Origin of the sequence: Streptomyces sp. NPDC015139 (assembly GCF_043079785.1) — a bacterium.
GTDB classification, from domain to species: Bacteria; Actinomycetota; Actinomycetes; order Streptomycetales; family Streptomycetaceae; genus Streptomyces; species Streptomyces albidocamelliae.
In genome coordinates this window covers 118634-142068 of record NZ_JBIBUW010000015.1, presented here as the reverse complement: position 1 = coordinate 142068, position 23435 = coordinate 118634, and the positions used below count along the sequence as shown (strand labels likewise).

The window sequence follows — 23435 nt, the reverse complement described above, 5'->3', positions numbered from 1 at the left end:
CGGGCGCCTCCGCACACGCCGGCGGGGCGAGGCGCAGGCCCGCCCGCGGCATGGCGCGCGCCCGGTCGGGGCGCCGCTCGCGCGGCCGGAACGTGGCGGAGGCCCGGGGCCCCCTTCGGGGTCCGGGCCTCCGCTCGTCCGGGAGCGTCCGTCACGCCGCTACCGGAACCTCCGGCCTCGCACCGCTCGCGGCGGGTGCGAGCGCCAGTTCCAGGACCTGGCGGACGTCGGTCACGGCGTGGACGTCGAGCTTGTCCAGCACCTCGGCCGGGACGTCGTCCAGGTCGGGCTCGTTGCGCTTGGGGATGATCACGGTGGTCACCCCGGCGCGGTGGGCGGCGAGCAGCTTCTGCTTCACGCCGCCGATGGGCAGCACCCGGCCGGTCAGCGAGACCTCGCCGGTCATGGCCACGTCCGTGCGGACCAGCCGGCCGGACAGGAGCGACGCCAGGGCCGTCGTCATCGTGACGCCGGCGCTCGGGCCGTCCTTGGGGACCGCGCCGGCCGGGAAGTGGATGTGCACGCCCCGGTCCCGCAGGTCGCCCACGGGCAGTTCCAGTTCGGCGCCGTGGCTGCGCAGGAAGCTCAGCGCGATCTGCGCCGACTCCTTCATCACGTCGCCCAGCTGGCCGGTCAGGGTCAGCCCGGCCGCGCCCGTCTCCGGGTCGGCCAGGGAGGCCTCGACGAACAGGACGTCACCGCCCGCGCCGGTCACCGCGAGGCCGGTCGCCACTCCGGGGACCGCCGTCCGGCGCTCGGCCGGGTCCTGGGCGGACTCGGGCACGTGGTGCGGGCGCCCGATCAGTGCGCGCAGGTCCTCGTCCCGCACGGTGAACGGCAGCTCGCGCTCGCCGAGTTCGTGCTGGGCCGCGACCTTGCGGAGCAGTCGCGCGATGGACCGCTCCAGGGTGCGCACGCCCGCCTCGCGGGTGTACTCGCCGGCGAGCCTGCGCAGCGCGCCCTCGTCGATCGTGACCTCGTCCGTGTTCAGGCCGGCCCGCTCCAGCTGGCGCGGGAGCAGGTGGTCCCGGGCGATCACGATCTTCTCGTCCTCGGTGTAGCCGTCCAGGCGGACGATCTCCATACGGTCGGCGAGCGCCTCCGGGATGGCCTCCAGGACGTTGGCGGTGGCCAGGAAGACCACGTCCGACAGGTCGAGTTCGACCTCCAGGTAGTGGTCGCGGAAGGTGTGGTTCTGCGCCGGGTCCAGGACCTCCAGCAGGGCCGCGGCCGGGTCCCCGCGGAAGTCGGAGCCCACCTTGTCGATCTCGTCGAGGAGCACGACCGGGTTCATCGACCCGGCCTCCTTGATCGCGCGCACGATCCGGCCGGGCAGGGCACCGACGTACGTACGGCGGTGGCCGCGGACCTCGGCCTCGTCGCGGACGCCGCCCAGGGCGACCCGGACGAACTTGCGGCCCATGGCGTGCGCGACGGACTCACCGAGGCTGGTCTTGCCGACACCGGGCGGCCCGACGAGCGCGAGCACCGCGCCGCCGCGCCGGCCGCCGATGACGCCGAGGCCCCGGTCGCCGCGCCGCTTGCGCACCGCCAGGTACTCGGTGATGCGCTCCTTCACGTCCTCCAGGCCGGCGTGCTCGGCGTCGAGGATCGCCTTGGCGCCCTGGATGTCGTACGCGTCCTCGGTCCGCTCGCTCCACGGCATCTCCAGGACGGTGTCCAGCCAGGTGCGGATCCAGGAGCCCTCGGGCGACTGGTCGGAGGACCGCTCCAGCTTGTCGACCTCCTTGAGGGCGGCCTCGCGGACCTTCTCGGGCAGGTCGGCGGCCTCCACGCGGGCGCGGTAGTCGTCGGACTCCTCGCCCTCCTGCTCGCCGTTCAGTTCGCGCAGTTCCTTGCGGACGGCCTCCAGCTGACGGCGCAGCAGGAACTCGCGCTGCTGCTTGTCGACGCCTTCCTGGACGTCCTTGGCGATGGTCTCGGCCACGTCCTGCTCGGCGAGGTGGTCGCGGAGCTGCTGGGCGGCGAGCCTGAGGCGGGCGACCGGGTCGGCGGTCTCCAGCAGCTCGACCTTCTGCTCGGTGGTGAGGAACGGCGAGTAGCCGGAGTTGTCGGCGAGCGCGGAGACGCCGTCGATGGCCTGGACGCGGTCCACGACCTGCCAGGCGCCGCGCTTCTTCAGCCAGTTGGTGGCCAGCGCCTTGTACTCCTTGACGAGTTCGGCGACCTGGCCCGGCAGCGGGTCCGGCACGCTCTCGTCGATACGGGCGCCCTCGACCCAGAGGGCCGCGCCGGGGCCGGTGGTGCCGGCGCCGATGCGCACCCGGCTCCGGCCGCGGATCAGAGCCCCGGGGTCGCCGTCGGCCAGCCGGCCGACCTGCTCGACCGTGCCCAGCACACCGGTCTTCGCGTACGTCCCGTCGATGCGCGGCACCAGCAGCACCCTGGGCTTCCCGGGCTCCGACCGGGCGGCGGCCTGGGCGGCCTCCACCGCGGCCCGTACCTCGGTGTCGCTCAGGTCCAGCGGAACCACCATCCCGGGCAGCACGACCTCGTCGTCGAGCGGCAGCACTGGCAGAACGAGCGTGAACGCCGTGGACTCAGCAGCCATGATCTCCCCTTAGGCAGTCAACTTGAGCTATGCCGACTCAACCGTTGGGCGTGGGCTGGTGTTCCCACAGCGGTGTTCGCTGTGGGCGATCACTGGGTGACGCAGGTGTTCTTGCAGGTCAAAACTGCCGAGGCGGCTGGGCCGACGGCGTCCGGCGGCGTACGAGAGGCCATGAGGCGACGCCGAGCGCGAGGGCGATCAGGTGGCCCCAGTTGGTCATCGGGTCCGTGAAGGCGGCGAGGTCGTCGAGGAGCATGCCGCCCACCACGACGAGCAGGAGCCCGCGCAGCCACGGGGCGAGCAGTCCGGCCAGGGCGCCGATGCTGGTGGCCACGCCGAAGCTGATGCCGTAGTCGAGGCGGTGCAGCGAACTGTCGGGCAGGTGCCCGGACAGGACGGCCAGGCCCACCGGGACCTCCGTGGCGAGCGTGGCCAGGACGTGCCCGGCGAGGAACACGCAGGCCGCGCGCGTGCCTCCGATCCGGCGCTCCAGTGCGGTGAGCACGAGCAGGAACGCCAGCGCGTACGGCGAGACGATCCCGCCCGCGATCCACAGCGCGCTCGCCGGCAGCACCAGCAGGGGCGTGCGCACGAGGTGGGCCACGTCCGTGCTGGAGGCCTGGTGGACGGCGTGCACCAGCGCGGGGTCGGCCAGGGCCGCGAAGGCCGAGGTGGCGGCCAGAAGACAGGCGTAGGCGAAGGTGAACGGGGTGCCCGCCGGGGTGGGCAGCAGCAGCCACCGCCGCGCGACCGCCGCGGCCGGACGCGTCGCGGCCGGCACCGGGGCGGGAGCCGTGGCACCACGCTGACGCGGTATGCCGTCCAGCAACCGGACGACCGCGGGCGGGCCGACGGCGGCGGCGCCGTCGGGAAGGGGCGTGCCCGGCGGGGGCGGGGACGCGGCCGTCGCAGGGCCCTTCGCGGTCCGTTCCACGGTGAGGCGCTCCTTCCGTCGCGCCCCACCCTTCGTGCTCCCCGGGCCGCTGTCTATGACCGACGCCACCCGAGAGCGGATTCACAGCAACCTCTCACGCTCCCGCCGCGTCCGCGTCCGCCGGCCGGGGCCGTCATCGGCAATTCCCGTGAACGTCGGGCCCTGTTCAAGCAGGATGGGCGTATGACAGCCGCGTACGACTCCCCCGTGGTCCTGGACCGGCGCGACGGCCCGTACGGCGAGGTGGTGCTCCGCAGACAGGGCGCGCTGCTCCAGATCATCGCCAACGGCTGTTTCCTGATGGACACCTCCGACGGCCGCTCGGAGCGGCTGCTGGTCGACGCCGCGTACGGCGCGCTGGACGGGCGGCCGGCGCCGGAAGTGCTGATCGGCGGTCTGGGCGTGGGGTTCTCGCTCGCACACGCGGCCGCCGACGCGCGCTGGGGGCGCATCACCGTCGTGGAGCGGGAACCGGCCGTCATCGGCTGGCACCGCGGCGGCCCGCTCGGCGAACTGTCCGCCGCCGCGCTCGCCGATCCGCGCACCGAGATCGTGGAGGCGGACCTCGTGAACTACGTCAATGAGACATCGGACACGTTCGACGCACTCTGTCTCGATATCGACAACGGGCCGGACTGGACGGTGACCGAGGACAACGACGGCCTGTACGCGTCGGCCGGACTCGCCGCCTGTGCAAGGGTGTTGAGACCCGGCGGCGTCCTCGCGGTGTGGTCGGCGAAACCCTCTCCGGAATTTGAAGGATCCTTGCGGAATGCCGGGTTCCAACAGGTGCGTACCGAAGAGGTGCCCGTTGCCCGGGGCGTTCCGGACGCCGTTCACCTCGGCGTCCGCCCTGGATAGCGACAGCGCGGTGAGTCCCCGTAGGGTGCTGCCCTGACGCGCGGATCATTCAAGCGTCAATCGCAGACATGGGATCACCCCACGGATTCCGGAAAGCAACAACAGGGGCGGGCGATGGAGCAGACACACACCTCCCAGAGCGGCGCGGCGACGACCACCCCGGGCGCGCAGCGCCGGGTGCTGGTCGTCGAGGACGACACGACGATCGTCGACGCCATCGCGGCCCGGCTCCGCGCCGAGGGATTTCTCGTACAGACGGCTTCCGACGGTCCGGCCGCCGTCGACACGGCCGAGGCCTGGCAGCCCGACCTGCTGATCCTCGACATCATGCTGCCCGGCTTCGACGGCCTGGAGGTCTGCCGCCGTGTGCAGGCCCAGCGCCCGGTGCCGGTGCTGATGCTCACCGCGCGCGACGACGAGACCGACATGCTGGTCGGGCTCGGGGTCGGCGCCGACGACTACATGACCAAGCCGTTCTCGATGCGGGAGCTGGCGGCACGCGTGCACGTGCTGCTGCGCCGCGTGGAGCGGGCCGCGGTCGCCGCCTCGACGCCGCGCAGCGGGATCCTGCGGCTCGGCGAGCTGGAGATCGACCACGCGCAGCGCCGGGTGCGGGTGAAGGCCGAGGACGTGCATCTGACGCCCACCGAGTTCGACCTGCTGGTGTGCCTGGCCAACACCCCGCGCGCGGTGCTCTCCCGGGAGCAGCTGCTGGCCGAGGTCTGGGACTGGGCGGACGCCTCCGGCACCCGCACGGTCGACAGCCACATCAAGGCGCTGCGGCGGAAGATCGGCGCCGAGCGGATCCGCACGGTGCACGGCGTCGGATACGCGCTGGAGACGCCGACTCCATGAGCGGTGACGGGCGCCAGGCCGCACGGAGGAGCCCCGGGGAGGAACCCTGGGGCGGCGTACGCCCGTTCTCGATCAAGACCAAGCTGGGCGCGCTGGTCGTCATCTCGGTCCTGATCACCACCGGTCTGTCGATGATCGCGGTGCACACCAAGACGGAGCTCCGCTTCATCACGGTCTTCTCGATGATCGCCACACTGCTGATAACGCAGTTCGTGGCCCATTCGCTCACCATGCCGCTGGACGAGATGAACACGGTCGCCCGTTCCATCTCCGAGGGCGACTACACGCGCCGCGTGAAGGACAACCGCCGGGACGAACTCGGCGACCTGGCCGGGACGATCAACGTCATGGCCGACGAGCTGGAGGCCCAGGACCGGCAGCGCAAGGAGCTCGTGGCGAACGTCTCGCACGAGCTGCGCACCCCGATCGCGGGCCTGCGCGCGGTGCTGGAGAACATCGTCGACGGGGTCACCCGGGCGGACCCGGAGACCATGCGCACGGCCCTGAAGCAGACCGAGCGGCTTGGCCGGCTGGTGGAGACCCTGCTGGACCTGTCCCGCCTCGACAACGGCGTCGTCCCGCTGAAGCTGCGCCGCTTCGAGGTGTGGCCGTACCTGTCGGGCGTGCTGAAGGAGGCCAACATGGTCGCCTCGGCGCGCGCGGGCATCGCGTCCGGCTCGGGCAGCCACACCCGCACGGACGTCCATCTGCACCTCGACGTCTCCCCGCCGGAGCTGACCGCGCACGCGGACCCCGAGCGGATCCACCAGGTCGTCGCGAACCTGATCGACAACGCGGTCAAGCACAGCCCCCCGCACGGCCGCGTGACGGTGCGGGCGCGGCGCGGGCCGCGGCCGGAGTCGCTGGAGCTGGAGGTCCTGGACGAGGGCCCCGGCATCCCCAGGTCGGAGTGGCACCGGGTGTTCGAGCGGTTCAACCGCGGCGCGGTGACCCGGCCGCACGGCCCGGGCAGCGACGGCGGCACGGGGCTCGGTCTCGCGATCGCCCGCTGGGCGGTGGATCTGCACGGCGGCCGGATCGGTGTGGCCGAATCCGAGCGCGGCTGCCGGATCATCGTCACCCTTCCGGGACTGTCCTCCGCTTCAAGTTGACGTAAAGTTCGAACCGGAAGCCCAAGATCCACGACGGTCGCCGAGGTTCGGCGCAGCTGGACACGTGTGATCAGGCGCAGGCCCGCGCCATCCGTCGTACCCAGGCGCCCCGGGCCTCGACCGGCGCACCCTCCCGCATCCGGAACCACGCTTGTTTCCCGCCATTTCAAGCCCTGAAACAAGATTTCTGATGTGACTTACGCGACGATGAACGGGCCCGACCTGACCTTCGCGGTCTTGGAGGCGTAGCCTTTATTCCCGCTGTCCATCACCTTGTGAAGCGGAAGAGGGCGGTTGCCGCCGTGTCGCCACAGTCCCCCAGTAACTCGAGCATCTCGACCGACGACCAAGCCGGGAAGAACCCCGCTGCCGCGTTCGGTCCGAACGAGTGGCTCGTCGACGAGATCTATCAGCAGTACCTCCAGGACCCGAACTCGGTAGACCGAGCCTGGTGGGACTTCTTCGCCGATTACAAGCCGGGTGCACCTGCCACCCCGGCTCCGGCGGGTACTGCGGCCGCGGGGGCCGCAGCCACCACCGCAACGGCGCCGCAGGCCCAGCCCTCGGCTCCGGTCTCCCGGCCCGCGGCTCCGGCCCCCCAGGCCGCCGCCCCGGCCCCCGCGGCTCCGCAGCCCCCGGCCGCTCCGGCCCCGGCTCCGGCTCCCGCCGCGAAGGCCGCTCCCGCCCCCGCCAAGCCGGCGCAGCCCGCACAGGCGCCCGCTCGGCCCGCGGCGCAGGCGGCCCCCGCCAAGGAGGCGCCCGAGGGTCCCGAGTACGTGACGCTGCGTGGTCCGTCCGCGGCCGTCGCGAAGAACATGAACGCCTCGCTGGAGCTGCCGACCGCCACCTCGGTCCGCGCGGTCCCGGTGAAGCTGCTGTTCGACAACCGGATCGTCATCAACAACCACCTGAAGCGCGCCCGGGGCGGGAAGATCTCCTTCACGCACCTGATCGGCTTCGCGATGGTGCAGGCCATCAAGGCCATGCCGTCGATGAACTACGCGTTCGGCGAGAAGGACGGCAAGCCGACCCTCGTCAAGCCGCCGCACGTCAACCTCGGCCTGGCCATCGACCTGGTCAAGCCGAACGGTGACCGCCAGCTCGTCGTGGCCGCCATCAAGAAGGCCGAGACGCTGAACTTCTTCGAGTTCTGGCAGGCCTACGAGGACATCGTCCGTCGCGCCCGCGACAACAAGCTGACGATGGACGACTTCACCGGCGTGACGGTCTCCCTGACCAACCCCGGCGGCCTCGGCACCGTCCACTCCGTGCCGCGTCTGATGCCCGGCCAGTCCGTGATCATGGGCGTCGGCTCCATGGACTACCCGGCGGAGTTCCAGGGCACCAGCCAGGACACCCTGAACAAGCTCGGCATCTCGAAGGTCATGACGCTCACGTCGACCTACGACCACCGGGTCATCCAGGGCGCCGCCTCCGGCGAGTTCCTGCGCCAGGTGGCGAACCTGCTGCTGGGCGAGAGCGGCTTCTACGACGACATCTTCGAGTCGCTGCGCATCCCCTACGAGCCGGTCCGCTGGCTCAAGGACATCGACGCCTCGCACGACGACGACGTCACCAAGGCCGCCCGTGTCTTCGAGCTGATCCACTCCTACCGGGTCCGCGGCCACGTCATGGCCGACACCGACCCGCTGGAGTACAAGCAGCGCAAGCACCCCGACCTGGACATCACCGAGCACGGGCTCACCCTGTGGGACCTGGAGCGCGACTTCGCGGTCGGCGGCTTCGCCGGCAAGTCGCTGATGAAGCTGCGGGACATCCTCGGCGTGCTGCGCGACTCGTACTGCCGCACCACCGGCATCGAGTTCATGCACATCCAGGACCCCAAGCAGCGCAAGTGGATCCAGGACCGCGTGGAGCGCCCGCACTCCAAGATGGAGCGCGAGGAGCAGCTGCGCATCCTGCGCCGCCTGAACGCCGCGGAAGCCTTCGAGACCTTCCTGCAGACGAAGTACGTCGGCCAGAAGCGCTTCTCGCTGGAGGGCGGCGAGTCCGTCATTCCGCTGCTCGACGCGGTGATCGACTCCGCCGCCGAGTCCCGCCTGGACGAGGTCGTCATCGGCATGGCCCACCGCGGCCGCCTGAACGTCCTCGCCAACATCGTCGGCAAGTCGTACGCGCAGATCTTCCGCGAGTTCGAGGGCAACCTCGACCCGAAGTCGATGCACGGCTCCGGCGACGTGAAGTACCACCTGGGCGCCGAGGGCACCTTCACCGGCCTGGACGGCGAGCAGATCAAGGTCTCGCTGGCCGCCAACCCGTCCCACCTGGAGACGGTCGACCCGGTCATCGAGGGCATCGCCCGCGCCAAGCAGGACATCATCAACAAGGGCGGCACGGACTTCACGGTCCTGCCGGTCGCGCTGCACGGCGACGCGGCCTTCGCGGGCCAGGGCGTGGTGGCCGAGACCCTGAACATGTCGCAGCTGCGCGGCTACCGCACCGGCGGCACGGTCCACATCGTCATCAACAACCAGGTCGGCTTCACCGCGGCGCCGGAGTCCTCGCGCTCGTCGATGTACGCCACCGACGTGGCCCGCATGATCGAGGCCCCGATCTTCCACGTGAACGGCGACGACCCGGAGGCCGTGGTGCGCGTCGCGCGTCTGGCCTTCGAGTTCCGCCAGGCGTTCAACAAGGACGTGGTGATCGACCTCATCTGCTACCGCCGCCGCGGTCACAACGAGTCGGACAACCCGGCCTTCACCCAGCCGCTGATGTACGACCTGATCGACAAGAAGCGCTCGGTGCGCAAGCTCTACACCGAGTCCCTGATCGGTCGCGGCGACATCACCCTGGAAGAGGCCGAGCAGGCCCTGCAGGACTACCAGGGCCAGCTGGAGAAGGTCTTCACGGAGGTCCGCGAGGCCACCTCCCAGCCGGCCTCCGGCCCGGTGTCGGACCCGCAGGCGGACTTCCCGGTCGCCGTGAACACCGCGATCTCCGCGGAGGTCGTCAAGCGGATCGCCGAGTCGCAGGTCAACATCCCCGACACCTTCCACGTCCACCCGCGTCTGCTGCCGCAGCTGCAGCGGCGGGCGGCGATGGTCGAGGACGGCACGATCGACTGGGGCATGGGCGAGACCCTCGCGGTCGGCTCCCTCCTGCTGGATGGCACCCCGGTCCGCCTGTCCGGCCAGGACTCCCAGCGGGGCACCTTCGGCCAGCGCCACGCGGTCCTCATCGACCGCGAGTCGGGCGAGGAGTTCACGCCGCTGATGTACCTCGCCGAGGAGCAGGCGCGCTACAACGTCTACAACTCGCTGCTCTCCGAGTACGCCGTCATGGGCTTCGAGTACGGCTACTCGCTGGCCCGCCCCGACGCGCTCGTCATGTGGGAGGCGCAGTTCGGCGACTTCGTCAACGGCGCCCAGACCGTGGTCGACGAGTACATCTCGGCCGCGGAGCAGAAGTGGGGCCAGACGTCCGGCGTCACCCTCCTCCTGCCGCACGGCTACGAGGGACAGGGCCCGGACCACTCCTCGGCCCGTGTCGAGCGCTTCCTGCAGCTCTGCGCCCAGAACAACATGACGGTCGCCATGCCGACCCTCCCGTCGAACTACTTCCACCTCCTGCGGTGGCAGGTGCACAACCCGCACCACAAGCCGCTGGTGGTCTTCACCCCGAAGTCGATGCTGCGCCTGAAGGCCGCCGCGTCGAAGACGGAGGAGTTCACGTCGGGTCAGTTCCGCCCCGTCATCGGCGACGCCACCGCGGACCCGGCGGCGGTCCGCAAGGTCGTCTTCGTGGCCGGCAAGCTGTACTACGACCTGGAGGCCGAGCGGGTCAAGCGCGGCGTCACGGACACGGCGATCATCCGTATCGAGCGGCTGTACCCGCTGCCGGGTGCCGAGCTCCAGGCGGAGGTCAACAAGTACCCGAACGCCGAGAAATACCTGTGGGCGCAGGAGGAGCCGGCGAACCAGGGTGCCTGGCCGTTCATCGCGCTCAACCTGATCGACCACCTGGACCTGGCGGTCGGCGCGGACATCCCGGCCGGCGAGCGGCTGCGGCGCATCTCGCGCCCGCACGGCTCGTCGCCGGCGGTGGGCTCGGCCAAGCGCCACCAGGCCGAGCAGGAGCAGCTGGTGCGTGAGGTGTTCGAGGCGTAGGCCTCCGGCGCCCGCCGACACCGAAAGGGCCCGGTACCGAGTTCCGACTCGGTACCGGGCCCTTCGTGTGTCCGCCGGCTCTTCGCGCTACGGCCGCTCTCGGCTGCCCGCCGGCTACTCGTCGTCCTCGTCCTCGTCGTCGAGGCGGGCGAGCCAGGTGGCCAGCCGCTCCACGGGCACCTCGAAGTCGGGGTTCAGGTCCACGAAGGTGCGCAGCTGCTCGGCGAGCCACTCGAAGGTGACCTCTTCCTCGCCGCGCCGCTTCTCCAGCTCCTCGATACCGCGGTCGGTGAAGTACATGGGGTGTGTCTCCTGCGTATGCATCCAGGCCGTTGATGGCTTCGAGGACAGCCTATGCCGCCCTCGCTCACCCGGATGAGTGCCTTGACTTCCCGCGAGCACGATATATCGTGTTTCCCAGAGACGCGATATGGCGCGTCACGTCCGCGCCCGGCCTAGGAGGTCCCATGTCCGAGTGGTCCGTCACCGAGCCCCAGAAGCTGACCTTCGACGCCCCGGTGCACGACCTGCGGGTCCGCCTCGTCAACGGAACGGTGAACGTGGTGGGCACGGACGAAGGTTCCGCCCGCCTGGAGGTCTCGGAGATCGAGGGCCCACCCCTGGTGGTCACACAGGAGCGCGGCACCCTCACGGTGGCCTACGACGACCTGCCCTGGAAGGGCTTCCTGAAGTGGCTCGACCGCAAGGGCTGGCGCCGCAGCGCCGTGGTCTCGCTGGCCGTCCCGGCCGGCACGCGCGTGGAAGTGGGCGTGGTCGGCGCCTCGGCGGTCGTCTCCGGCATCAGCGGACCGGCGGTGATCAAGGGCGTGACGGGGGACACCACCCTGGTCGGCGTCTCGGGTCCGGTCCGCGCGGACACCGTCTCCGGGAACCTGGAGGCCCAGGCCGTCACCGGCGACCTCCGCTTCAACTCGGTCTCCGGGGACCTCACGGTGGTCGAGGGTTCGGGACGGTCCGTCCGCGCCGACTCGGTCAGCGGCTCCATGATCGTCGATCTCGATCCGGACGGGCCCACGGAGGTCGGGCTCACCAGCGTCTCCGGCGAGATCGCCATCCGCCTGCCGCACCCGGCGGACGCCGAGGTCGAGGCGAACACCGCGAGCGGCAGGATCTCCAACGCCTTCGAAGGACTGCGGGTGTACGGCCAGTGGGGCGCCCACAAGATCGCCGGCCGGCTGGGCGCGGGTGCCGGCAAACTCCGCGCCAGCACGGTCTCCGGCTCGATCGCCCTGCTGAGCCGGCCGCCCCGCGAGGACGAGCCCGGCGCCGCCTGGGAGACCGAGCCCCCACGGACCCCCGGCACCGGCCCGATACCGGACCCGGTCGGCGACGCGCCGGCCGCGGCGGGGGACAATTCCGTCTCCGGCCAGGGTTTCGACGCCACCGACGTCCCGGCCGACGGCACGACCGACAAGAAGGTGCTCTGACATGCCCCCCGTCTTCGCCCACGGCCGCCTCCGCCTGTACCTGCTCAAGCTGCTCGACGAGGCCCCGCGCCACGGCTACGAGGTGATCAGGCTCCTGGAGGAGCGCTTCCAGGGGCTGTACGCCCCCTCCGCGGGCACGGTCTATCCCCGTCTCGCCAAGCTGGAGGCCGAAGGGCTGGTCCGGCACACCACCGAGGGCGGCCGCAAGGTGTACTCCATCACCGACGCGGGCCGCGCCGAACTGGCCGACCGCAGCGGCGAGCTGGCCGACCTGGAGCTGGAGATCCGCGAGTCGGTCGCGGAACTGGCCGCCGAGATCAAGGCCGACGTGCGCGGCGCGGCCGGTGACCTGCGCCGGGAGATGCGCGCGGCCGCCTCCGAGGCCCGCCGGGACTCCCGGGCGGCCGGCGGCGGTCCGGGCCCCTTCGGGGAGTACGGCGACCTCGGTGACAAGGAGGCCTGGCGCACGGCCAAGGAGGAGATGCGCCGGGTGAAGCAGGAGTGGAAGGAGCAGGCCCGCCGCGCCAAGGACGAGAGCCGCCGGGCCCGCGAGGAGGCCAAGCAGGCCCGTCATCAGGCCCAGGAGGCTCAGGCACGGGCCCGGGCGCAGGCGCAGGAGGAGGTGCAGCGCATCGCCCGGCAGGTCCAGGACCGCGTCCAGGACCACTTCGCCCGCGGTGACTGGCCGACCGGCGTCCGCGAGGGGCTGACCGAACTGGCCAAGGAGTTCGGTGAGTTCGGCAAGGACTTCGGCAAGGAGTTCGCCAAGGACAGGGCCTCGTCCTTCGGCCGCACCCCGGGCAAGGCCGGCCCCGCCGCGGCCTCGGAACCGCAGTACACGGTCACGCGGGAGGAGTTCCCGGCCGAGTACGAACCCTCCTGGGCGCACGAGGAATCCACCGGCGACCCGGTGCGGGACCTGGACCGTCTGCTGGACCGCTTCCGGGACGACATCCGCGACACGGCACGGGATCACGGAGTCACCGCGGACCAGCTCGACGACACCCGCCACCATCTGTCACGGGCGGCGGCCCACATCACGGCACTGCTGCGGCCGCGCACCCCCTGAGCCGGCCGGGCCCGCCGAGCGCATGGACCGCCCTCCGGCCGACCGGGTCTGCCGGAGGGCGGCAGGGGTGTCGCGTCAGCCGTACAGCACCCGGGTCACCGACGCGTGCGTGACCCCCGCGTCGGCCAGCACCTCGGCGGGCGCCCCGGGCAGGACGGTGAGCGCCAGCAGCAGGTGCTCGTCGCCGATGTGCCGGTCGCCGCGTCCGACGGCCATGCGCAGGGACTGCTCCAGCACCTTCTTGGCCGTGCGGCCGAAGCCGGGCCGGCGCCCGCCCCACCGGCTCGCCCCGTCCGTCCGGCTCGCACCCTTCCCCGCGCCGGACATCGCCAGCGCCCCGACTCCGTGCGCTTCTTCCACGCGGGCCACGATCTCCGAGACGTCGATGCCCAGCCCGGCCAGCGCGTCCGTATCGGCGCGGGTCAGCCCCGCACGGCGCCGCGCCTCCTCCACGGCCCGCCGCACCGGCTCCCGGCCCTCGGCGAGCCCGAGGGCGGACAGGGCGAACGACGCGCGGCTGCCCTCGCGGTCGAGGACGGCGAGCAGCAGATGCTCGGCGTCGACGGACCGCGCCCCCTCTCCCTGCGCATGGCCGAAGGCTCCCTCGACCACGGCCCGGGCGTCCTTCGTGAACCGCTCGAACATCATCGCCTCCCGTACTTCTTGTGCACGGCCTGCCTGCTGACTCCGAGCTCCGCGGCGATCTCCTGCCACGACCAGCCCTGATTGCGCGCGTTGCGCACCTGCACCGCCTCCAGCTGCTCCAGCAGCCTGCGCAGCGCGGCCACGGCCCGCAGTCCCACCCGCGGATCACGGTCACCGGCGCGCTCGGCGAGATCGGTTGCCTCCGTCATGATGTCAACTTACGTTGACACTCGGCGGGCGTCAACCCGCGTTGACATGTCGGTCGCGGAAGAGGCGGACCCGGTATCCCGGACCCGCCTCTCGTCGCACTTTCGCCTCAGGTGGCCTCAGGCGTTGGTGAGCACGATCTTCCCGAACTGCTCGCCGGACGCCAGCCGTTCGAAGCCCTCGCGGGCGCGGTCCAGCGGCAGTTCCTCGTCGATGACGGGCCGTACGCCGGTCGCGGCGCAGAAGGAGAGCAGGTCCTCCAGCTCGTCCTTGGTGCCCATGGTGGACCCGACCACCTTCAGTTCGAGGAAGAAGATGCGGGTCAGCTCGGCGTGCGAGGGCCGGTCACCGCTGGTGGCCCCGGAGATGACGAGCGTGCCGCCGGGTCGCAGGGACTTCACCGAGTGGGACCAGGTGGCGGCGCCGACGGTCTCGATGACGGCGTCCACGCGCTGCGGCAGCCGGGCACCCGACTCCACCGCCTCGACGGCGCCCAGTTCCAGGGCCCTCTTGCGCTTCGCCTCGTCCCGGCTGGTGGCGAAGACCCTGAGGCCGGCCGCCTTGCCGAGCACGATCGCGGCCGTGGCGACACCGCCGCCCGCGCCCTGCACGAGGACCGAGTCCCCAGGCCGTACGCCGGCGTTGGTGAACAGCATCCGGTACGCCGTCAGCCAGGCCGTCGGCAGACAGGCGGCCTCCGCGAAGGACAGCTCCTTGGGCTTGGGCAGGACGTTCCAGGACGGCACGGCGACCTGCTCGGCGAAGGTGCCCTGATAGCGCTCGGTGAGGATGGAGCGCGGCTCGTTCGGGCCGACGCCGTGGCCGGTCTGGCCGATGACGGAGTGCAGGACGACCTCGTTGCCGTCCTCGTCGACGCCGGCGGCGTCGCAGCCGAGGATCATCGGCAGCCGTTCCTCCGGCAGGCCTACGCCCCGCAGGGACCAGAGATCGTGATGATTGAGGGAAGCGGCCCGTACGTTGATGGTGCTCCAGCCGGGACGGGCCTCGGGAGCCGGACGCTCCCCCAACTCAAGGCCGGTGAGCGGCTGGTCGCGGTCGATTCGGGCGGCGTAGACGGCGAACATGGCTCGACGATAGGTGCGCTGTGCAGCCGACGGAACCAGGCGGCCCTGTGACACATGCCCTCTTGCACGACGACACCCACACAGCTCAGCCCCCCTTCGCCCCTGCCCGAGCCCCCCAGCCCCCCACCCGAACAACCGTCGACCACCCCACCGACCGACCGCCGGGCCGGCACGGAACGAGCGCAAAGGGGCGCCGGGCTGGCGCGGAGCGGGGCCAGTGTGCGCCGGGCTGACCGCGGCCACCCCCACCGACCGACGCAAGGCGAACGGAGACGGGGCTGCCGACGGGCGACGGTCCGGCAGCGGACGGGCTTCGCCATCCGGCGGGGCGGCGGGCCGGTTGCCGGGCAGCCCGCCGGCAGAGGACGGGGCCTTCTCCGGCGGTGGGGTGTTCGGGTGGCGCGAAAAGAAATGGCCCCGCCCGGTCGGGCGGGGCCATCAAGGGTGGGGTCAGCTGCGGGCGACGCCCTCGGCTCGGGCGGCTGCGGCCACGGCCGCGGTCACCGCCGGGGCGACCCGCTCGTCGAACGGCGACGGGATGACGTAGTCGGCGGCGAGGTCGTCACCGACCACCGCGGCCAGCGCCTCAGCCGCCGCGATCTTCATCCCCTCCGTGATCCGCGAGGCCCGCACCTGCAGCGCGCCCGCGAAGATCCCGGGGAAGGCCAGCACGTTGTTGATCTGGTTCGGGAAGTCGGAGCGCCCGGTGGCGACGACCGCGGCGTACTTGTGCGCCACCTCCGGGTGGACCTCCGGGTTCGGGTTGGCCATCGCGAAGACGAAGGCGCCCTTAGCCATCGAGGCCACGGCCTCCTCGGCGACCGTACCGCCGGAGACGCCGATGAAGACGTCCGCGCCCGCGAGCGCGTCCTCCAGCGAGCCGGTGATGCCCGCCTTGTTGGTGAAGCCCGCGAGCTCCCGCTTGACCGGGGTCAGGTCCTCCCGGCCGGCCGACACGACGCCCTTGCGGTCCGCCACGGCCACGTCCCCGATGCCGGCCTCGACCAGCATCTTGGCGATGGCGACACCGGCCGCGCCGGCACCCGAGATGACGGCGCGCAGCTGCCCGATCTCACGCCCGCTGAGCCGCGCCGCGTTCCGCAGCGCCGCGAGCGTCACGACGGCCGTGCCGTGCTGGTCGTCGTGGAAGACCGGGATGTCCAGGCGCTCCTGGAGCCGGCGCTCGATCTCGAAGCACCGCGGCGCCGAGATGTCCTCCAGGTTCACTCCGCCGAACGAGGGAGCGAGCCGGACGACGGTCTCGACGATGTCGTCCACGTCGGTGCAGGCGAGCGCGATCGGCACCGCGTCGACGCCGCCGAACTGCTTGAACAGGATCGCCTTGCCCTCCATCACGGGGAGGGAGGCCTCGGGACCGATGTCCCCGAGTCCGAGCACGGCCGTACCGTCGGTCACCACGGCCACCACGGAGGACTTCCATGTGTAGTCGTTGACCAGTTCCGGCTGCTCGGCGATCGCGGTGCACACCCGCGCTACGCCGGGCGTGTACGCGAGGGAAAGGTCGTCCTTGTCGCGGACCGGCACGGTGGCCTGCACAGCCATTTTGCCGCCGCGGTGCAGCGCGAACACCGGATCGAAGGAATCGAGGGGCTCCGCCCCGCCGTCCTGGTCGGTGCCGCCGTCGCTGCGAGGATTGACGATCTCCGCTGCCACTTTGTTTTACCCCTTAGGTATGCATGGTTTGAGGGTCGACCACTCCTGGTGAGGGGTGGGCGGGCACCGCGCACGGCTCGATTGCGGATACGTACGAGCACATACGCGACGGGCGCGCCGCACACGCGCCCTGAGCCCCGGATGAGGGGTGTAAAGAACCTTCTTACCGGACGGACGGTACCCGCGACGAGTCCATTAGGTTCAAGGTCACATCCCGGAACCGGGAAACCACACGGAGATGACGCCCGGCCGACGGATGGGCGAGAGCACCACCGGGGCCGCCACCGGACCGCCCCGAGGGCGTCGGCGCTGGGCGGCACAAGGCCCGAACGGGGTGAAAGGGGCAGCCGCCCGGTTGATCACATCGTGAGATGCGCTGAAGATTTTCCGGCCGGAGCGCTTGATTCCCGCAGATGATTCGGCGGCTATGGACCAAGGATGTACCGACCTGATGCGGTTCGGGGGTCACCCGTTATCTGATTTTGACATAGCGACGCCCCTGAATGGCGTAGTCCGAATGGCAAGATGCCGTAAACCCACGAGGTCGCGACACCCGAAGGTGTGTGTTTCCGTCGACCCATCGGCAACTCTTCCCATCCGCCGGAGGAACCACGATGACCGCAAGCTCCACCCGTCGTACCACCGCCGCGCACTCCCGTCTTGCGGCGGTCGGTGCGATCGCGGTCGCAGGCGCCCTGCTGCTCACCGGCTGCGGTGACCAGACCAAGGACAATGACAACGGCTCCGGCAGCTCGTCCGCCGGCTCCGCTCCGCTGGCCGACAAGCTCCCCAAGGACATCCGCGACAAGGGCGAGATCAAGGTCGGTTCCGACATCGCCTACGCCCCGGTGGAGTTCAAGGACTCGTCCGGCAAGGTCGTCGGTCTCGACCCCGACCTCGCGGCGGCCATGGGCAAGCAGCTCGGCGTGAAGCTCACGTTCGAGAACGGCACCTTCGACGCCCTGCTCACGGGTCTGCGCTCCGGCCGCAACGACATCGCGATGTCGGCGATGACGGACAACAAGAACCGTCAGGAGGGCGTCGACCCCGACACCGGCAAGAAGGTCGGCGAGGGCGTCGACTTCGTCGACTACCTGACCGCCGGTGTGTCGATCTACACCCGCAAGGGCGACACCAAGGGCATCACGTCCTGGTCGGACCTGTGCGGCAAGAAGCTCGCCGTCGAGCGCGGCACCGTCTCGGAGGACCTGGCCAAGCAGGAGGCCAAGAAGTGTCCGAGCGGCAAGAAGCTCACCATCGAGGCCTTCGACGACGACCAGCAGTCCCAGACCCGTCTGCGCTCGGGCGGTGTGGACGCGGCCTCCTCCGACTTCCCGGTCGCCGCGTACGCGGTGAAGACCTCGGGCGGCGGCAAGGACTTCGAGATCGTCGGTGACCAGGTCGAGGCCGCCCCGTACGGCATCGCCGTGGCCAAGGACGACACCCAGCTGCGGGACGCGCTCCAGGCCGCGATGAACGCGATCATCAAGAGCGGTGAGTACCAGAAGATCCTCGAGAAGTGGGGCGCGGAGGACGGCGCCGTCAAGGAGTCCGCGATCAACGGCGGCAAGTGACCCGCGGATCCCGAGCGGCCACTGAGAGGCAACACCCGTGACTGACATCAACAAGACGGTCGGGGAGCCGGGCACCCCCCCGGCCGGCGCGGAGGCCATCAAGGCCATCCCGGTCCGGCACTACGGACGGTACGTTTCCGCGGTCGTCGCCATCGCGATCCTCGTCGCGATCGTCTACGCGTTCGGCCAGGGCCGGATCAACTGGCACGCGGTACCGGACTACTTCTTCGACGACCGGATCATGACCGGTGTCGGCAAGACCCTCCTGCTGACGGTCCTGTCGATGGTGATCGGCATCGTCGGCGGCATCGTCCTCGCGGTGATGCGGCTGTCGAAGAACCCGGTCACCTCGTCGATCGCCTGGTTCTACATCTGGTTCTTCCGCGGTACCCCGGTCCTGGTCCAGCTGTTCCTCTGGTTCAACCTGGGCCTGGTCTTCGAGTACATCAACCTGATGCCGCTCTACAAGGACCACTGGTCGAACTTCATGACGCCGTTGCTGACGGCGCTGCTCGGCCTGGGTCTGAACGAGGCGGCGTACATGGCCGAGATCTGCCGGGCCGGCCTGCTCGCGGTGGACGAGGGCCAGACCGAGGCGGCCCACGCCCTCGGCATGAGCCACAGCAAGACCCTGCGCCGGGTGATCATCCCGCAGGCGATGCGCGTGATCGTGCCGCCCACGGGCAACGAAGTGATCAACATGCTGAAGACGACCTCGCTCGTGGCGGCCGTCCAGTATCCCGAGCTGTTCCGCTACGCCCAGGACATCGGCCAGAACTCCGGCGCCCCGGTGGAGATGTACTTCCTCGCCGCCGCCTGGTACCTGATCATGACCTCGGTCCTGAGCGTGGGGCAGTACTACATCGAGCGGTATTACGCCCGCGGCTCCAGCCGCAGCCTCCCGCCGACACCGTGGCAGAAGGTGAAGGCGCACCTGACGACCTTCTCGAGCAGGAAGGTCACGGCATGAGCGACAAGCTGAGCAAGACGCAGGACACCCCGCCGCAGAGCACCGTCCCGATGGTGAAGGCGGAGGGCGTCCACAAGTCCTTCGGGCACGTCGAGGTCCTCAAGGGCATCGACCTGGAGGTCAAGCCGGGCGAGGTGTTCTGCCTCATCGGCCCCTCCGGCTCCGGCAAGTCGACCTTCCTGCGGTGCATCAACCACCTGGAGAAGATCAACGCCGGCCGGCTGTACGTCGACGGCGAGCTGGTCGGCTACCGCCAGCAGGGCGAGAAGCTGTACGAGCTGCGGGACCGTGAGGTCGCGCAGAAGCGCCGGGACATCGGCATGGTCTTCCAGCGCTTCAACCTGTTCCCGCACATGACGGCGCTGGACAACGTCATGGAGGCGCCGGTGCAGGTGCGCGGCACGAGCCGGGCGCAGGCCAGGGAGCGCGCCATGCAGCTGCTGGAGCGCGTCGGCCTGGCCGACCGGGCGGGGCACTACCCCTCGCAGCTCTCCGGCGGCCAGCAGCAGCGCGTGGCGATCGCCCGGGCGCTGGCGATGGACCCGAAGCTGATGCTGTTCGACGAGCCGACCTCGGCCCTGGACCCGGAGCTGGTCGGTGACGTCCTGGACGTCATGCGCGACCTCGCCGAGTCGGGTATGACCATGGTCGTCGTCACCCACGAGATGGGCTTCGCCCGCGAGGTGGGCGACAGCCTGGTCTTCATGGACGATGGCGTGGTGGTCGAATCCGGCCATCCGCGGGACGTGCTGACCAACCCGCAGCACGAGCGGACGCAGTCGTTCCTGTCCAAGGTGCTCTGACGCTCCACCGGTGAGGGGCGGTACGGATCCTCCGTACCGCCCCTTTTCCGTCGCCGGTTCAGCGGCGGGTCACCTCAGCGCCAGCAGCAGGGTGTCCGACGGCGAGCACCACACCGGCCGGGCCTCGCCGAAACCCCGCTCGCGCAGGGTGCGGGCGTGCCAGGCCGCGGACGGCGTCTCGCCGTCGGCGTGGGAGCCGTAGATCTCGAACCGACGGGCGGTGGGTGCGGCGAGGACGGGGTCCTCGGCCGCCCGTGCCCACCACTCGGCCCAGTCGAGGGCGCCGTCGCGCATGGCCTGATCCATGCGCGTGTGCCGCAGGGTGCTCTCGGCCGCGTTGATCCGGGGCGTGCTGTCGTCGATCATGTGGTCGGCGTTCATGAAGACGCCGCCGTGCCGGACGAGGCCGGCGATCCGGCCGTAGAGAGCATCGAGGGCGTCCGTGCGCAGCCAGTGGAGGGCCGTGGCGGTGAGGACCGCGTCGTACGTGTCGTACGGCAGCCGGGCCGTCCAGTCGGCGTCCTTGAGGTCGGCCTCGACGAAGATGACGCGGTCGTCGCCGTCGAAGGTGCCCCGGGCGATCGTGAGCAGCGCCGGGTCGAGGTCGACACCGGTGCTGGTGGCCTTCGGGAAGCGGGTGAGCAGCCGGGCGGTGATGCTGCCGGTGCCGCAGGCCAGGTCGAGTACGCGCGGCTCGGGCCCCGTGAAGGCCTCGACCATGTCGAGCATGATGCGGAACCGCTCCTCGCGGTCCGGCATGTACCACTCCTGCTGCCGGTCCCAGCTCTCCTGCCAGGCCTGCCAGCCGGTGTCCGTCGTCGTGGTCATGTGATCCCCTCTCCCCACCCCGTGCGTAATACCCTGGGGGCGTAGGCAGCTGTTACGTCTCCGCGCCCACGAAGATAGAACGCCTCCGTAAGGACTACAAGTGGAACTGGCCTATTACTCGGATTACGCCGTGCGACTCGTCAACAGCGAGGAACCGGCCCGGGGCAAGGACAACCTGACCTCGGTCGAGGCCGTCCGCGACCTCTTCGGGGAGAACGCGTCGGCGGCCCGCCGCGCCACCGACGCCGACGTCACGCGCTTCCGCTCGGTCCGGGCCCGGCTGCGCTCGGTCTTCGAGGCGGCCGACGGGGGCGACGAGACCCTCGCCGTCGACCTGCTGAACTCGCTGCTGCTGGAGTTCCCCGTCAGCCCCCAGATCTCCGGCCACGACCACCGCGACGAGGACGGCCGCCCGCTGTGGCACATGCACCTGGCCGACCACCCGTCCAACGCCACCGCCGGCTACGCGGCCATCGCGGCGATGGGTCTGGCCTTCCACCTGACCGAGTACGGCGTGGACCGCCTCGGCCTGTGCCAGGCGCCGCCGTGCCGCAACGCCTACCTGGACACGTCCACCAACCGCTCCCGGCGCTACTGCTCCGACCGCTGCGCCACCCGGGCCAACGTGGCCGCCTACCGGGCCCGCAAGCGCCTGGAGGCCGACCGGTCGGCCAGCAGCGGCCTAGCCGCCGAGAGGGCCCAGCGCGCCAGCGCCAGCGGCGAGCGCTGACCGGGCGCGAGCGGCCGGTACCGGAAGCGGGCCTTGCCCAGGACGAGGTCGTCCGGCACGACCCCGTAGTCGGTGCTGTCCCCGCCCGCGTAGGGGTTGTCCCCGAGCACCCACCAGCCGCCCTCGCGCCGCTCCACGGCCCGCTTGACGACCAGGAGGTCCTGCTGGAACGGGTGGCGCAGGACCACGACGTCCCCCGGCCGGACGACGGCGCCGTACTGCAGCAGCAGCCGGTCGCCGTGCTGGAGGGTGGGCGCCATGGACGGTCCCGTCACCTCGGCCAGCCCGAAGGGCGCAACCGCCCTCCCCCGCTCGGACTCCTGCGACAGCTCCGGCATCCCCGGCACCTCCCCGGTCGTTCCTCCACCAGTCTCAGTCTCACCCTGGACTTTTGTCCTAAGCCCTAGGGGGCACCCGAGAAATCGCCTTCCACAGGGAGTAATGTCGCACCTGAGAAGACGATCACGAGGAAGGAATGCTCCATGCTTTCCCGCCTGTTTGCCCCCAAGGTCAAGGTCAGCGCCCACTGCGACCTGCCCTGCGGCGTGTACGACCCGGCCCAGGCCCGCATCGAGGCGGAGTCGGTGAAGGCCGTCCAGGAAAAGATGGCCGGTAACGACGACCCCCACTTCCAGGCGCGTGCCACCGTCATCAAGGAGCAGCGCGCGGAGCTCGCGAAGCACCACGTCTCCGTGCTGTGGAGCGACTACTTCAAGCCCCCGCACTTCGAGAAGTACCCGGAGCTGCACCAGCTGGTCAACGACACCCTGAAGGCCCTGTCGGCCGCCAAGGCGTCCACCGACCCGGCGACGGGCCAGAAGGCTCTGGACTACATCGCCCAGATCGACAAGATCTTCTGGGAGACCAAGAAGGCCTGATCTTCAGAGCCTTCTGACCTGCGGTTCCCTGAACCACAGTGTCTCGACGACCGCACCCGGCCCACCAGGCCGCCGGCAACGGCGCCCCTGGCGGTCCGGGTGCGGTCGTCTCTCCTCCGCGCGCGGTCCCGGCTCCGTCGAAATCCGGGGCCGGCGGCGTGCGGACCTGTGCCAGGCTGAGGGGATGACCTGGCTGGAGGACCTCAGACGTCTGCGTCGTGTGCGGGACCGCATGGACCGCGAGTTCGCCGAGCCGCTCGACATGACCGAGCTGGCCCGCGACGCCCTGATGTCCCCGGGGCACTTCCAGCGCAGCTTCCGCAAGGCCTTCGGCGAGACGCCGTACAGCTATCTGATGACCCGCCGTATCGAGCGGGCCAAGGCCCTGCTGCGCCGCGGCGACCTCACCGTGACCGAGGTGTGCATCGCCGTCGGCTGTACCTCGCTCGGCTCGTTCAGCTCCCGCTTCACCGAGCTGGTCGGCGAGACACCGAGCGCCTACCGCTCCCGCGACCACGAGGCGAGCGCGGTGATCCCCTCGTGCGTGGCCCGTACGTTCACGCGCCCGCGCCGGCGCCCCTACTGAGTTCCGCGCGCCACGGCGCGAAGGGGCCTAGCGTGACCCCATGGACGTGAAACTCAAGCAGTGCTTCATCGCGGTGGACGACCATGACAAGGCCCTCGCCTTCTACTGTGACGTGCTCGGCCTGGAGGTCCGCAACGACGTGGGCTTCGAGAACATGCGCTGGGTGACCCTGGGCTCGCCGCTCCAACCGGACGTGGAGATCGTGCTGGAGCCGCCCGGCGCGAACCCGGACGCCTCTCCCGCGGACCGGCAGGCGATGGCCGAGCTGCTCGCCAAGGGCATGCTGCGCGGTGTCATCTTCACCACCGAGGACTGCGACGCGCTGTTCGAGCGGGTCCGGGAGTCCGGCGGCGACGTGCTGCAGGAGCCGACCGACCAGCCGTACGGGGTGCGGGACTGTGCCTTCCGGGACCCGGCCGGGAACCAGCTGCGTTTCCTCCAGCGGCCCGCGCGGTGAAATCCCGGTGGTGCCCG

The 23435-nt window shown here is 70.8% G+C and carries 22 protein-coding genes; 13 read left to right on the top strand and 9 right to left on the bottom strand.

The features are described from left to right. Positions 1–151 precede the first annotated feature (151 nt). Both lon and ACF08B_RS32590 read right to left on the bottom strand, forming a co-directional pair. Positions 152–2572, bottom strand: coding sequence for an endopeptidase La (lon, locus tag ACF08B_RS32595; protein ID WP_392320664.1), 2421 nt, complete (start codon positions 2570–2572; stop codon positions 152–154). A gap of 118 nt (positions 2573–2690) precedes the next feature. Next, positions 2691–3506: a rhomboid-like protein gene (locus tag ACF08B_RS32590; protein WP_392320663.1), complete on the bottom strand. Its 816-nt coding sequence runs from the start codon at positions 3504–3506 to the stop codon at positions 2691–2693. A gap of 183 nt (positions 3507–3689) precedes the next feature. Between ACF08B_RS32590 and ACF08B_RS32585 the strand changes: the two genes are divergently transcribed. The 4 genes from ACF08B_RS32585 (at position 3690) to ACF08B_RS32570 (ending at position 10464) form a co-directional block, all read left to right on the top strand. Further along, on the top strand, positions 3690–4367 hold the full coding sequence (locus tag ACF08B_RS32585; RefSeq protein WP_392320662.1) for a spermidine synthase: 678 nt from the start codon (positions 3690–3692) through the stop codon (positions 4365–4367). A gap of 114 nt (positions 4368–4481) precedes the next feature. Next, positions 4482–5222: a response regulator transcription factor gene (locus ACF08B_RS32580; RefSeq protein ID WP_093474792.1), complete on the top strand. Its 741-nt coding sequence runs from the start codon at positions 4482–4484 to the stop codon at positions 5220–5222. Beyond that, positions 5219–6334, top strand: a complete 1116-nt coding sequence (locus ACF08B_RS32575; protein ID WP_093697508.1) for an ATP-binding protein — start codon at positions 5219–5221, stop codon at positions 6332–6334. The genes ACF08B_RS32580 and ACF08B_RS32575 overlap by 4 nt, the downstream gene beginning before the upstream one ends. A gap of 302 nt (positions 6335–6636) precedes the next feature. Next, positions 6637–10464 (top strand): multifunctional oxoglutarate decarboxylase/oxoglutarate dehydrogenase thiamine pyrophosphate-binding subunit/dihydrolipoyllysine-residue succinyltransferase subunit, encoded by a 3828-nt coding sequence (locus tag ACF08B_RS32570; protein ID WP_392320661.1) that lies wholly within the window; start codon positions 6637–6639, stop codon positions 10462–10464. Positions 10465–10578: 114 nt separating this feature from the next. Here ACF08B_RS32570 and ACF08B_RS32565 read toward each other — a convergent pair whose 3' ends face one another. Further along, positions 10579–10764, bottom strand: a complete 186-nt coding sequence (locus ACF08B_RS32565) for a DUF6104 family protein (RefSeq protein WP_007266501.1) — start codon at positions 10762–10764, stop codon at positions 10579–10581. Positions 10765–10931: 167 nt separating this feature from the next. On the opposite strand from ACF08B_RS32565, the gene ACF08B_RS32560 reads away from it, so the two are divergent. Then, positions 10932–11912 (top strand): DUF4097 domain-containing protein, encoded by a 981-nt coding sequence (locus ACF08B_RS32560; protein WP_392320660.1) that lies wholly within the window; start codon positions 10932–10934, stop codon positions 11910–11912. Position 11913: 1 nt separating this feature from the next. Then, positions 11914–12981 carry a PadR family transcriptional regulator gene (locus ACF08B_RS32555; protein WP_392320659.1) on the top strand — a complete coding sequence of 356 codons (1068 nt, stop codon included), beginning with the start codon at positions 11914–11916 and terminating at the stop codon, positions 12979–12981. 75 nt (positions 12982–13056) lie between these two features. On the opposite strand, the gene ACF08B_RS32550 is transcribed toward ACF08B_RS32555, so the two are convergent. From ACF08B_RS32550 to ACF08B_RS32535, 4 genes are all read right to left on the bottom strand, one after another. After that, positions 13057–13626 carry a Clp protease N-terminal domain-containing protein gene (locus tag ACF08B_RS32550; protein ID WP_392320674.1) on the bottom strand — a complete coding sequence of 190 codons (570 nt, stop codon included), beginning with the start codon at positions 13624–13626 and terminating at the stop codon, positions 13057–13059. Next, the gene (locus tag ACF08B_RS32545; RefSeq protein ID WP_073889424.1) at positions 13626–13835 is read right to left on the bottom strand and encodes an HTH domain-containing protein; all 210 of its coding nucleotides are present in this window, start codon (positions 13833–13835) and stop codon (positions 13626–13628) included. The genes ACF08B_RS32550 and ACF08B_RS32545 overlap by 1 nt, the downstream gene beginning before the upstream one ends. 117 nt (positions 13836–13952) lie before the next feature. Further along, on the bottom strand, positions 13953–14918 hold the full coding sequence (locus ACF08B_RS32540; RefSeq protein WP_093474800.1) for a zinc-binding dehydrogenase: 966 nt from the start codon (positions 14916–14918) through the stop codon (positions 13953–13955). Between the two features lie 450 nt (positions 14919–15368). After that, a complete protein-coding gene (locus ACF08B_RS32535) occupies positions 15369–16592 on the bottom strand; it encodes an NADP-dependent malic enzyme (RefSeq protein ID WP_392320658.1) in 1224 nt (407 codons plus the stop codon). A 614-nt stretch (positions 16593–17206) separates the two neighbouring features. Between ACF08B_RS32535 and ACF08B_RS32530 the strand changes: the two genes are divergently transcribed. The 3 genes from ACF08B_RS32530 to ACF08B_RS32520 are packed head-to-tail and all read left to right on the top strand — an operon-like array spanning position 17207 to position 19939. After that, the gene (locus ACF08B_RS32530) at positions 17207–18166 is read left to right on the top strand and encodes an ABC transporter substrate-binding protein (protein WP_392320657.1); all 960 of its coding nucleotides are present in this window, start codon (positions 17207–17209) and stop codon (positions 18164–18166) included. Positions 18167–18203: 37 nt separating this feature from the next. Then, complete coding sequence (locus ACF08B_RS32525; protein WP_392320656.1) at positions 18204–19136, top strand: amino acid ABC transporter permease; 933 nt, start codon at positions 18204–18206, stop codon at positions 19134–19136. A gap of 50 nt (positions 19137–19186) precedes the next feature. Further along, positions 19187–19939 carry an amino acid ABC transporter ATP-binding protein gene (locus tag ACF08B_RS32520; RefSeq protein WP_073890419.1) on the top strand — a complete coding sequence of 251 codons (753 nt, stop codon included), beginning with the start codon at positions 19187–19189 and terminating at the stop codon, positions 19937–19939. Positions 19940–20008: 69 nt separating this feature from the next. On the opposite strand, the gene ACF08B_RS32515 is transcribed toward ACF08B_RS32520, so the two are convergent. After that, positions 20009–20767 (bottom strand): class I SAM-dependent methyltransferase, encoded by a 759-nt coding sequence (locus ACF08B_RS32515; protein ID WP_392320655.1) that lies wholly within the window; start codon positions 20765–20767, stop codon positions 20009–20011. Positions 20768–20867: 100 nt separating this feature from the next. On the opposite strand from ACF08B_RS32515, the gene ACF08B_RS32510 reads away from it, so the two are divergent. Next, positions 20868–21497 carry a CGNR zinc finger domain-containing protein gene (locus ACF08B_RS32510; protein WP_392320654.1) on the top strand — a complete coding sequence of 210 codons (630 nt, stop codon included), beginning with the start codon at positions 20868–20870 and terminating at the stop codon, positions 21495–21497. Here ACF08B_RS32510 and sodX read toward each other — a convergent pair. Beyond that, on the bottom strand, positions 21401–21835 hold the full coding sequence (gene sodX, locus ACF08B_RS32505) for a nickel-type superoxide dismutase maturation protease (RefSeq protein ID WP_392320653.1): 435 nt from the start codon (positions 21833–21835) through the stop codon (positions 21401–21403). The genes ACF08B_RS32510 and sodX overlap by 97 nt on opposite strands. Before the next feature lie 144 nt (positions 21836–21979). On the opposite strand from sodX, the gene sodN reads away from it, so the two are divergent. The 3 genes from sodN to ACF08B_RS32490 all read left to right on the top strand — a co-directional run bounded on the left by sodN (position 21980) and on the right by ACF08B_RS32490 (position 23418). Continuing rightward, a complete protein-coding gene (gene sodN, locus ACF08B_RS32500) occupies positions 21980–22375 on the top strand; it encodes a superoxide dismutase, Ni (protein WP_004983535.1) in 396 nt (131 codons plus the stop codon). Between the two features lie 184 nt (positions 22376–22559). Next, positions 22560–22961, top strand: coding sequence for a helix-turn-helix transcriptional regulator (locus ACF08B_RS32495; RefSeq protein ID WP_073889413.1), 402 nt, complete (start codon positions 22560–22562; stop codon positions 22959–22961). A gap of 40 nt (positions 22962–23001) precedes the next feature. Then, entirely contained in the window at positions 23002–23418 is a 417-nt protein-coding gene (locus ACF08B_RS32490; RefSeq protein ID WP_093474809.1) for a VOC family protein, read from the top strand. The last annotated feature ends 17 nt before the right edge of the window (positions 23419–23435 follow it).